This window comes from Zunongwangia pacifica, from assembly GCF_023499215.1.
GTDB classification, from domain to species: Bacteria; Bacteroidota; Bacteroidia; order Flavobacteriales; family Flavobacteriaceae; genus Zunongwangia; species Zunongwangia pacifica.
The window spans coordinates 130,048-142,849 of sequence record NZ_JAKHSK010000007.1 but is presented as its reverse complement, the minus strand read 5'-3'; the positions used below and the strand labels follow the sequence as shown (position 1 = coordinate 142,849).

The 12,802-nt window shown below is 39.8% G+C and carries 6 protein-coding genes and 1 tRNA gene; 6 read left to right on the top strand and 1 reads right to left on the bottom strand.

Annotated elements, in window-relative coordinates; all coding sequences use genetic code 11:
* Positions 1-69: 69 nt before the first annotated feature.
* From L1967_RS06855 to lacZ, 4 genes are all read left to right on the top strand, one after another.
* Complete coding sequence (locus tag L1967_RS06855; RefSeq protein ID WP_249600986.1) at positions 70-3,174, top strand: SusC/RagA family TonB-linked outer membrane protein; 3,105 nt, start codon at positions 70-72, stop codon at positions 3,172-3,174.
* 10 nt (positions 3,175-3,184) lie between these two features.
* On the top strand, positions 3,185-4,873 hold the full coding sequence (locus L1967_RS06850) for a RagB/SusD family nutrient uptake outer membrane protein (RefSeq protein ID WP_249600985.1): 1,689 nt from the start codon (positions 3,185-3,187) through the stop codon (positions 4,871-4,873).
* A 396-nt stretch (positions 4,874-5,269) separates the two neighbouring features.
* Entirely contained in the window at positions 5,270-6,796 is a 1,527-nt protein-coding gene (locus tag L1967_RS06845) for a glycoside hydrolase (RefSeq protein ID WP_249600984.1), read from the top strand.
* Between the two features lie 118 nt (positions 6,797-6,914).
* Entirely contained in the window at positions 6,915-10,082 is a 3,168-nt protein-coding gene (gene lacZ, locus L1967_RS06840) for a beta-galactosidase, LacZ type (RefSeq protein WP_249600983.1), read from the top strand.
* A 216-nt stretch (positions 10,083-10,298) separates the two neighbouring features.
* Here the strand turns inward: lacZ and L1967_RS06835 are convergent.
* Positions 10,299-10,370, bottom strand: a tRNA-Arg gene (locus L1967_RS06835).
* A gap of 303 nt (positions 10,371-10,673) precedes the next feature.
* Between L1967_RS06835 and L1967_RS06830 the strand changes: the two genes are divergently transcribed.
* Positions 10,674-11,624, top strand: a complete 951-nt coding sequence (locus tag L1967_RS06830; protein ID WP_249600982.1) for a DUF1028 domain-containing protein — start codon at positions 10,674-10,676, stop codon at positions 11,622-11,624.
* Between the two features lie 14 nt (positions 11,625-11,638).
* Positions 11,639-12,787: a DUF3095 family protein gene (locus tag L1967_RS06825; RefSeq protein ID WP_249600981.1), complete on the top strand. Its 1,149-nt coding sequence runs from the start codon at positions 11,639-11,641 to the stop codon at positions 12,785-12,787.
* Positions 12,788-12,802 lie beyond the last annotated feature (15 nt).

Below are 12,802 nucleotides of genomic sequence, written 5' to 3'. Positions count from 1 at the left end.
AAATCGTTTTCAACTAATCTTTTCGCGCAAAGCTAACTTTTATTTAACAATTAACTAAAATTACAGTACATGTTTAAATTTTTACTAAACCTGGGAAAATCCAGGTGCAACATATTGTTGGTCTTACTGTTGGCAAGTTCTACGGTTTTAGCCCAACAAATTGAGATTAAAGGGCAGGTATTTGATGAAGTTGGTATTCCCTTACCAGGAGCCACAGTAGTGGTAAAAAACACATCAAACGGAACCGTAACCGACATGGATGGAAATTTCTCTTTAGAAGTAAATGATCCTGAAAATGCCATACTCGTAGTTTCTTTTGTAAGTTTTAAAACCAAGGAGATTGAAGTTGGAGATCAAAAATCATTCTCTGTAACATTAGAAAATGATACTGAAGCACTTAATGAAGTGGTTGTAGTAGGATATGGAGGACAAAAAAGAGCCACCCTTACGGGGTCGGTTTCTGAAGTAGAAGGCGGTGACCTTGTAAAAAGTCCTCAGCCTAACCTTTCCAATTCCTTTTCAGGAAGGATTTCGGGAGTAATCGCAAATAACCGTGGTGGTGAACCAGGATATGACGATTCCAGCATCAGTATTCGTGGATTAGCAACAACCGGTAACAACGATGTTTTAGTAGTGGTTGACGGAGTACCGGGCCAGGTTGGAGGTCTCTCAAGACTTTCTCCGCAAGACATTGAAAGTGTTACAGTGCTTAAAGATGCTTCTGCCGCAATTTACGGTAGCCGTGCTGCCAATGGTGTTATTCTCGTGACTACAAAGAGAGGAAAAACAAATTCAGCCCCATCGGTATCTTATAAGTTCGATGTTGGATTTTCCTCACCTACCCGTCTACCCGATATGGCCGATGCATCGACCTACGCTCAGATACGAAATGAAATCGCTTATTACAACAGTCCTAATGATGGATTGAATCAAATTTATTCTCCCGAAGAAATAAACCTGTTTGCTAATGGCAGTGACCCTTTAAATTACCCAAATACCGATTGGGCAAACGAGGCGCTTAGAGATTATGCCACTCAAACCCAACATAACCTTAATGTATCTGGAGGATCAGAGAAGGTTAATTATTTCTTTTCTTTAGGTAAAACATCGCAGGAAGGTTTATATAAAAATGGTGCTACCCAATACGACCAATATAATGTTCGATCGAATCTAGATGTTGATATTTCTGACCGATTAAGCGTTGGTCTTTCGTTATCTGGAAGAAAAGAAGACAGGCAATTTGCCACTGAAAGTGCAGGCAATATTTTCAGATCTATATATAGAGCCTACCCAACCGTAGCCGCAATATATCCCAATGGGTATCCCTCTACCGGTATAGAAAATGCAAACCCTGTAATTATGGCTACTGCTGTAGGAGGAGTAAATAATCAACCTAAATATGTGTTTAACGGAATCCTTAAAGCTAAATACGAATTGCCGTTTCTTGATGGTTTATCTATAGATGGTTTCTTTTCTGTAGATGAATTATCCAGTAGAACTAAAAACTTTAAAACGCCATACACGCTTTACAAATACAATAGGAACAAAGACCAGTACAATCCTATTGTTGTTGGTGGCTCAGACCAACAAGCTTCTTTAGAAGAAGAACATTTTAATCAATCTAAGACCGTTGGTAATATTAAACTTAACTTTAAGCGAAGGTTCGATAATCATAATATCGATGCTTTTATAGGTTACGAAAGAAGTGAAAATAAAGAGCATACTTTAGGAGCCTCCAGAATTCACTATCCAACGTCCCAAACTCCTGAGCTTTCTCAGGGCGGTGGCGCAGCAACCGACAAAGATAATTATGGTAGCAGCTATAATTTCACCAGAGAGAGTTTCCTTTCCAGAATAGCTTATAATTATAGCGAAAAATACCTTGCTGAATTTCAAATGAGGGTAGATGGATCTTCGATATTTCCTAAAGGGAATAGATACGGTGTATTCCCTTCTATATCTGCCGGTTACCGAATTACACAGGAAGACTGGTTTAACGTAGATTTCTTTGATGACCTTAAAATTAGAGCATCTTACGGTGTTTTGGGGAATGATAATGTAGGTCAATTTCAATATTTCGACAACTATGCCATCAATAACAACTATGTAATTGGAGGAAAAGTGGTTACAGGTATCGATCTTATAAGACTTGCCAACCCAAATATTACCTGGGAAGTAGCGCAAAAAACCGACATCGGAGTGAATTTTAAATGGCTGGATCATTTTAACACCGAAGTCATTTACTTTAGCCAGGATCGTAAAGATATCCTTATCAACAGGAATGCATCAATCCCGGGAACTACCGGAATTGTAAATCCATACCCGACAGAAGACAACGACCCATTAGTTCCATCTGAAAATATTGGAGAAGTAAAAAGCCATGGGTTTGAAGCTAGTTTAGGTTACGACTTTAAAGGAGAAGGGGATTTTAACTTTGGAGTACAGGGAAACTTCACTTATGCAAAGAACGAGATTGGTTTTATTGATGAGGCTCCAGGAGTTTTGGATTACCAAAAACAAACAGGAGGCCCTCTTAACACCTATCTGTTATACAAGGCTATAGGAATTTATAGAACACAAGAAGATCTGGATAACTACCCACATGTTGAGGGAGCAAGCTTAGGGGACTTAATTTATGAAGATCTTAATAATGATGGAGAAATCACTCCAGATGATATGTACAGAAGTAAATATGGAAATATCCCTCAGATAACTTTTGGTCTTGTGTTAGACGCCTCTTATAAAAATTTCGATTTTTCAGCAGTATTCGCTGGTCAGGGCCAGGTAAGACAATATGTGCTCCCAGAATCTGGAACTGTTGGTAACTTTTATAGCAGTTGGGCCGATAACAGATGGTCTCCGGATACTCCACAGGGAAGTTACCCAAGAGTAAGTGAACGATCTTCATCGGCAGTAAGCGGTGGAAGGTTCAAAAACGATTTTTGGCTTCGAAATACAGCCTTTGTGCGTCTTAAAAATGTTCAATTAGGATATACCGTTCCAGCAACTTGGACTGATAAACTAGCTATAGGTAATGCCAGAATTTATGCCAGCGCATTTAATCTTTTCACTTTTACAGATGTCGATGATTTTGATCCGGAAGGTAGTAGCGAAAGTGGACAGTTCTATCCACAACAAAAGATTATTAATCTTGGAATCAATGTTCAGTTTTAAAAAAGGAATTATGAAATTTAATATACTAAATACAAAAATATTCTTATTCTCCCTATTAGGAAGCTTTATTCTGATAGGATGTCAAGACGATTATTTAGAGGTTACACCAACAGATCGTGTTTCTGATACGGCCGTACTTAATGATTCTACCCTATTTGAAGCCTACGTGATTAACCGGTACCTGGGAGAGCGCCTTACCGATAAAGAAGGTGACGGAAGTCGTCCCGGATTTGGAAGAGGCTTTGAATATGCAATGTGGAGTTCTTTGACTGATGAGTCTATTTATAACAATGACGATAATACCTGGTTCATTCAACAGGGACAGTTAGCCCCTGAAAATACCGGTATTGCAGGAACAATCTGGGGACGTAGCTACCGTAGTATCAGGGAGGTGAATTATGCCCTTACCAATATCGAAAATTTAAATATGAGTGACGCTAAAAAAGAAGTCCTTACGGCTGAATTAAAATTTATCAGGGCATATAGATATCATGATCTTATTAGAAATTACGGTAAAGTAGTGCTTATGGGAGATCGCGTGGTAGCACTTGGTGACGATTTAACCGATCCTAGTTTATTCGAGAAAAGCTCGATATCAGAAGGTTTAACCTACACCATAAACGAATTAAATGAAGCCATTAACGGCCTACCTGAAAATCATTCTAATACCTGGCAAGAAGGTAGAGCTACAAAAGGTGCGGCCATGGCTCTTAAAGCCAGATTATTACTATATGCGGCTAGTCCATTATACAATAACAACACCAATGATCCTCAAAAATGGGCTGATGCCGCCAATGCCGCTCAGGAGGTTATGGATCTGGGGATCTACAGCCTGTATTCAGATTACCAAAAGCTTTTTCTGGAATCTTCAGGGAATAATGAAATCATTTTTGCCCGATACTATAATCTTAATGCCCTGCATACCGCTCTTGAAATCGCCAATGGCCCTAACGGCTATGGTGGTTGGGCAGGTAACGTACCATTACAAAACTTAGTAGATGACTATGAAATGGCAGATGGATCTGAATTTGACTGGGATAATGAATCTCATGCCGAGCAGCCTTATGAAAATAGAGATCCAAGATTTTACCAGACCATTTTATATAACGGTGCTCAATATCGCGAAAGAGAAGTTGAAACCTTCGTTCCTGGCGGTTTAGATAGTCCCGATGGCGATTCCAATTGGAACACCAGTAAATCTGGATACTACCTGAGAAAGTTTATCGATGAATATCTTCCTATTATTAACCCATGGGGAGTGGCTGGTACACAAGATTGGATCTATATTAGATATGGAGAAATTTTACTGAATTACGCCGAAGCTAAAAATGAAGCTGCCGGTCCTGATGAAACGGTTTATAATGCAGTAAACTTAATCCGTTCTAGAGCGGGTATGCCGAATTTACAAAACGGACTTAGCCAAAGTGAAATGCGTGATAAAATTCGTCATGAAAGAAGAATTGAGCTTGCATTCGAAGAGCACAGATATTACGATGTAAGAAGATGGATGATCGCAGATGAGGTGGAAAATCAGCCTGCCTTAGGAATGAGAATTACTAAAAAAGACGGCGATTTAAAGTACACTACTTTTACGGCGCTTGACGGAAAAAGTTTTAAAGAAAGAAATTACTGGTTACCTATTCCTAGAAGCGAAATATTAGCTTCAAATAATCAAATAGAACAAAATCCAGGATACTAATAGCCTAAACCATATTGCCAAATTGGCAATATGGTTTTTTCTTTCCTGCTTTTTTAAAAACATAGATTTAAGCTATAAATAATAATTCAAGTTTACACCGAAAAATTAAAAACAGGCAGGATTTAACCAAAATCTCCATCACCAACAAAACAACTTTAGGAAAGTACGCCAGGTATAAATTAAAGATCTTTTTTACAGTTTCAAGGTATCACAACAACTATCAGGGCAGGACACCCATTCCTTTAATAAAGGATAAAAATCAAGATTTTGAACATGTATTTAATGCTATTTCCATAGCATCAAAATTAGGAGAAACATCATTTTTAGAGATCTCACAGATAACCATTTTACACTCATCAGATGATAAAAAATTTTAAATCTTATTTTTTTCTAATTGTGCTCCCTTTATTTTTCATTTCATGTCTGCAAGAAAATAATAATGGAGAAAACAAACCTATAAAAGAAGAGGGAGATAACGACATAACCATAGCTATTGAAGATGATATTACCTTTCAGACGATCGACAATTTTGGTGCATCTGATGCATGGAGCATCCAACATATCGGTAATTGGCCAGATCAAAAAAAACAAAAAATAGCAGAACTTCTTTTTAGTCAGCAACTAGACGAAAATAATAATCCCTTAGGAATTGGGCTATCCTTATGGCGATTTAACCTGGGAGCAGGAAGTGCTCAACAGGGAATTGATAGCGGCATCGAAGATGAGTGGAGAAGAGCAGATTCCTTTTTACAACTTAACGGCACCTATTCCTGGCAACGTCAGGCGGGACAGGTTTGGTTCGCAAAAGCGGCCAAAGATTACGGTGTAGATCAACTTCTGGTCTTTTTAAATAGTCCACATGTAAATTTCACCCAAAATAAAAAAGCATTTAGTACAAGTGGCGAACAATCCAATTTAGCAGAGGCGAACCATCAAAAATTCGCCGACTATTTAAGCAATAGCATTAAAGGGATGGAGAAACTAGGTCTTACTGTAGATATTATAAGTCCTTTTAATGAACCACAATGGGATTGGGCAGATGGTGGCCAGGAAGGCACCCCTTTTTGGAATGATGAGATCGCACAAATCACCAGACGTATTAATGAAACTTTTACTAAAAACAATATAGCAACCAAAATTGATCTTCCTGAAGCTGCGCAAATCAACTATCTGTTTGAAGACGATAATAAACCCGGAAGAGGTTCACAACTCAATTATTTTTTCAATGGAAATTCTGAAGGCTATATTGGTAATCTTGAACATTTAAGCAATGTGATTTCGGGACATAGCTACTTTACCACTTCTCCTGAATCTAAATTAATCGAAGAACGGAATAAATTACATCAATCCCTACAAAAATTTCCGAAGTTAAAATATTGGATGTCTGAATATTGTATCCTTGGGGATAATCATGGAGAAATCGAAGGAAACGGTAAAGATCTGGGCATCACTTCAGCCTTATACATGGCTAAAGTTATACATCATGATTTAAGTATCGCAAATGCTTCTGCCTGGCACTGGTGGACTGCAGTATCGGTCTATGATTATAAAGACGGCCTAATTTATGCCGATAAAAATAAAAAAAACGGGGATTTTCAGGATAGTAAAATGCTTTGGACTCTTGGGAATTACAGCCGTTTTATCAGACCGGGAGCCCAACGAATTCAGTTGAAAACAGAAGGCGAATTGCCTGAAGAAATTCTGGTTTCGGGGTTTAATTCTACCGATGATCAACAATATATCATAGTGGTTGTAAATCCGTTAGATAAAGCTGTTCAACTCCAATTTACAAATGATGGAAAAACTTTAACTCCCAAATCATCCTATGTTACTTCCAGTACTAAAAATTTAGAACTGGTAGAGAATAGCGCCGAGGCTCTGTTAACAGAAAAATCAGTAACAACATTAATCTTCTCAAATTGATAAGACTATAAGCTTTTTTAAAATATTATAGAAATGGCAAAAGATGATTCTTTTAGACATCTCAAGCATTCCACCGATATAAAGCGATGTAACACCGAAAATCGAATACTATAGAACTATGAAAAAGACCTTTTTACGCCTTCTGTGCTTGTTATTGATCACGGCAGGCCATGCACAGCACAACGAGTGGGAAGATCCCACCCAGGTAGATGCCCATAAGCTTGAGGGCCGTAGTGACTTTGTGCTTTACACTTCAGCAAAAAAAGCCTTACAAAACGATCCCACAGCATCAGCTTTCTACCAAAGCCTTAACGGCACCTGGAAGTTCCATGTGGTGCAGCACCCCAGTGAGCGTCCCAAAGATTTTTATTCAGCATCATTAAACGACAGTAGTTGGGACGATATCACCGTCCCATCCAATTGGGAGCTGGAAGGCTTCGACCTTCCCATTTATACCAATGTCACCTATCCCCATCCCAAAAACCCACCCTATATCGGGTTCCCTTCCCAGGAAAAAACAGCCGACGGGGAAGTCATCAACACCAACACCAAAGGTGGGGACGAAGAAATTTACAATCCGGTAGGGACGTACCGCAGAACATTTACCATCCCTAAATCCTGGGACGATCACGAGATCATCCTTCGTTTTGGTTCCATCTCGGGCTATGCCAGGATTTTTGTAAACGGTAAAGAAGCCGGGATGACCAAAGCCTCTAAAACCCCGGCAGAATTTGATATCACCACCCTGCTAAAAGAAGGGGAAAACCTTTTGGCCGTTCAGGTATTCCGCTGGCACGACGGCAGCTATCTGGAAGATCAGGATTTCTGGCGTTTAAGCGGTTTAGAGCGGGATGTGTACCTACAGGCCGTTCCCAAAACCACGCTTTGGGATTATTTTGTCACCAGTGGACTGAGCAACAATTATCAGGATGGCGAATTAAAGGTTGACGTAACACTCAAGGAATTTGATAAAGGCAGCCTCAAAAGGCCAAAAGTAAGATTCGTTTTAACGGCCCCTTCCGGAAAGCAGGTGTATACCGAAACCAAAGCATTGGATAAAAACGCTACCAAAGTAAACTTCAGTAAAAACATTGCCAAGGTTGAAAAATGGAGCAATGAATTTCCCAACCTGTATCAGTACAGCATCAGCTTATTGGATAAAAAGGGCAATGAGGTGGCTGCCATTGCAGGAAAAACGGGTTTCCGTGAAGTCGAGATCAAAAATGCCCAGCTCATGGTCAATGGGGAGCCCATTACCGTAAACGGGGTGAATTTACATGAGCACCATCCCGATAAAGGCCATACACCCGATCGTGAAATGATGCGAAAGGATATCGAGGTGATGCAAAAAAACAATATCAATGCGATTAGGATGAGCCATTACCCACACGATTCCTATATCTACGAACTTGCCGATGAATACGGGATGTACGTGGTCGACGAGGCCAATATCGAGACCCATGGGATGGGCGCCGAATGGCAGGGGAATTTTGATAAATCCAAGCACCCGGCCTATCTGGAAGCATGGGCACCCACGCATATGGACCGTATCCAACGCATGGTAGAATTCCATAAAAACCATCCCTCAATTATCGTCTGGTCTTTAGGAAACGAAAGTGGGAACGGCCCCGTGTTTTACGAAGCCTACGATTGGATCAAAAAACGGGATACCACAAGAAAAGTACAGTTTGAGCAGGCCGGTGAAAATAGAAATACCGATATTGTTTGTCCCATGTACCCCGGTATGGAATACATGAAGGAATATGCTGAAGATAATAGCAAAAAGCGCCCTTTTATTATGTGTGAATACTCCCATGCCATGGGCAACAGTAACGGGAACTTCCAGGAATACTGGGATATTATCGATAGCAGTGACCACATGCAGGGCGGCTTTATCTGGGATTGGGTCGACCAGGGACTGCGTGCTAAAACGGAAGATGGGAAAGAATTTTGGGCCTACGGGGGCGACCTTGGCGCAGAAAAGCTACAAAACGATCAAAACTTTAATGCCAACGGACTGGTAAGTGCCGACCGTACCCCACATCCTGCTTTAGAAGAAGTTAAAAAAGTATACCAGAACATCAAATTTGAGCTGGAGGGAAACTCTATTTTGTTGACCAACAAATTCGATTTCACCAATCTGGAGGCTTTCGATTTTAAATGGGAATTGCTGGGCGATGGTGAAGTTGTAAAAACCGGGGAATTCACGGTAGCTGTTGCCCCCAATGCTACCAAAGCGATAGGTATTTCATTACCAACATTGGGGGAGAAGGAATATTTCTTAAGCGTGTATGCCTATACCCAAAAAGCCAAAGCCATGGTCCCTGCAAATCATGAGATTGCCAGGGAGCAGTTTAAACTAGGTGAAAATACATTTTTTGCTGAAGAGGGGGCTGATGCCACAGGGAATCTAAAAGTAAAAACAAAAGGCGATCAGCTTCTTTTTTCAACAGCAAAAATCGAAGGGATTTTTAATATTGAAACCGGAAACTTTGAAGCCTACCATGTAAAAGGAGCTGAAGGATCCCCAATATCGGTATTCCCACAACCTTATTTTTGGAGGGCACCCACCGATAATGATTTTGGGAATGGCATGCCCCAAAAGCTAAAAGCCTGGAAAGAAGCCACCCATAATGCCAAAGTGACGAATGTTGAAGTTGCCAGAAAAACAAAAGCAGGGCAGCAAATTACCGTAACCTATCAGTTGGCTGGTGTGGATGTACCCTATACTGTGGAATATGTTATTGAACATAATGGGGATATCAAGGTAACCGCCATTTTAGATAGCAAGAAAGACCTTCCCGAACTTCCACGTTTTGGAATGCGGATGATCCTACCGGGAGACTACGACCATCTGGACTATTACGGCCGTGGCCCGTGGGAGAATTATTCCGATCGAAATACCTCAGCTTTTATGGGGATTTATGATGATAAGGTAGAAAACCAGTTTACCTGGGAATATATCCGTCCACAGGAGGCCGGCTATAAAACCGATACCAGGTGGATCCTGCTTAAAAATAAAACGGGCAACGGAGTAAAGATCGTTGGCGGACAGCCACTGGGCTTTAGTGCCTTAAATGTGTCGACAGAAGATCTGGATCCTGGGGAACACAAGGCGCAACGCCACCCTACCGATATTAAGGTTCAGGACAAGGTGTTTTTACATATCGACCTTAAACAACGTGGTCTTGGCGGGGATGATTCCTGGGGACGTTACCCACATCGACCATACCGATTGGAAGATAACAGCTACCGCTATTCCTATACCATTTCTTTGGTGGAGTAGTAGAGCATAAGCTACTAAATTTTACTTATTACCCCTCTCCTTTTTCAAACCGGAGAGGGGTAATTTTTTTAGATTGAATTTGAAAAACATGGAAAATATTCTTTGATTAGAAGTAAATTACCTCAGCATACTCTCTGAGTATTCAATTTCCACGATTATCAAGTAAAAAATAAGATGCTCTACATAAAAAAAGGACACTGAAACAGCATCCTTTTGTAGCCTCGCCAGGAATCGAACCTGGATCTAAAGTTTAGGAAACTTCTATTCTATCCGTTGAACTACGAGGCCTTTTTTATATGGCAACACAAAAATAAAAATGTTTTTATTATAGAAACTGTATACGCGTTAAAACTTACCTAAGAATATCCATAAAATCAAATTAAAGCTATTTCAAAATTCAAGAATAAGCTTATCACCATACCTTATGTTAATCAACACCTGGGATCAAACCTGGAACATTATCTCAATTATCGAGTAAAATCTTAAAAAATCGAGCCACAACTTCTGTCAAGATTGTATATTTAAACTAGTTTTTATTTATATACTATCCCCATGAAAAAAATTTCGCTCTTTATTTTAATTAGTTTTTTTATGATAAAAGTGCAAGGACAAAATGCCAATACCAATAAAGAAGCCTTTGCCCATACCTTCTCTATAGTAGCTAAAGACCCCAGAACCGGTGAAATGGCCGTTGCGGTACAAAGCCATTGGTTTTCTGTAGGTTCTTTGGTAAGTTGGGGTAAATCTGGTGTTGGCGTTGTAGCGACACAATCTTTTGTAAATCCGGCGTATGGGCCAAACGGATTAAAATTGATGGGCAGCGGAATGTCTGCAAAAGATGCTTTAAAAGAATTAGTAGATCAGGATGAAGGCCGTGACTACCGCCAAATTGCATTTCTTGATGTTAAAGGGAATGTCGCTGCCTATACCGGGAAATTATGTGTAGAAGCTGCTTCGCATATCGAAGGTGACAATTTTTCTGTACAGGCCAATATGATGCTGAACAATAAAGTGGTTCCTGCGATGGCCGAGGCTTTTAAAGCTAATGAAAATCTTCTTTTAGCCGAACGAATGGTTGAAGTTTTAAAAGCTGCGCAAAGTGCCGGGGGCGATATTCGCGGAAAACAATCGGCTGCACTTATTGTCGTAGGACCTAAAAAAGTAGAAAATCCCTGGGAAGAGAAGAAAATCGATTTAAGAGTAGACGATCACCAAAACCCAATCTTGGAATTAGAACGCTTACTAAAAACGGCCCGTGCTTACGAACATATGAACAAAGGTGATCTTGCCGTAGAAAAAGGCGATATCGACATGGCACTGGAAGAATATGGCACTGCGGAAGAAATGTTTCCCGACAATCTGGAAATGAAATTCTGGAAAGCCGTAGCCATGGCAAATAGTGACCGACTGGATGAAGCTTTACCCGTTTTTGCTCAAATCTTCGAACAGGATGATAACTGGCGGGAAATGATTACCAGACTCCCAAAAGCAGGATTATTAAACCTTTCTGACGAAGAAATAGATCAAATAACCGATCTGTAAAATCTGAGGTAAAAATGACTAACCCCGATACTGGTTTTTATGAAAACCTACCGGCTTTAAATATCCCGGTAAGTAAGCTTGTGGGTGATATTGGTCATTTTCATCAGGTTCCTGAAAGCTGGCATATTGTAGCTGCCGATATTAAAAATTCGACCCAAGCTATTACCAAAGGTCAGCATCATTCGGTTAATCTTATCGCTACAGGAGCAGTCATTGCCATGATTAATATTGCCTATAATGCGAAAATCAATATTCCGTTCTTTTTTGGCGGTGATGGTGCTATTGCTCTTGTTCCGAAAGAAATTTTACTAAAAACACTTAATGCACTTCAGAAGCATAAAATAAACACCTTTAAAAACTTCGAATTAGAGCTTAAAACGGGATCGCTTCCGGTTAAAACCATCTATCAGGAAAACATTCAGCTTAAAATCGCTAAACTTAAGGTGAATGAAGATTTAAATATTCCTATTGTCCTGGGAGATGCTTTGCATTATGCTGAAGATCTTATTAAAAACACAATCCCAGAACAGGAAATTATACCAGACGATAAACCACTGGATCTTGAAGGCATGGAGTGTAAATGGGATAAAATAAAACCACCCAAAATAGGTCAGGAAGTGGTTAGCCTGATCGTGATTTCTAAAAACGATACTACATCGTATAAAATTTTTTCTGAAGTGCTTCAGGCGATCGACGATATTTATGGTTCACCCCATCGTAGAAAGCCTATCACGGTACAACGATTAAAACTGAAAGCAAATCTTCGCAAAATCAATGCTGAAATGAAGGCGAAATTAGGCAAATTTAACCTCCCTTATTTGATAAAAAGCTGGATGATTGGAAAATATGGAAAACATATCTGGCTGAAAAAAGAAAACGGAAAAGACTATCTTAAAAAACTGGTAGCTTTAACCGACACCCTAACTATCGATGGCCGGATTAACACTGTAATTTCAGGAACACCTCAGCAAAGAGAAGCGCTTACCGGCTATTTGGATAATCTTGAAAATTCAGGAAAAATAGCTTACGGAATGCATGTAAGCGAAGAAAGTATTATGTCTTGTTATGTACGGGATATTAGCACACACGAACATATTCACTTTGTAGATGGTGGCAATGGCGGATATACAAAAGCAGCTAAAAGTTTAAAAGCTAAGATTTAAACTCTTAACTGCTTA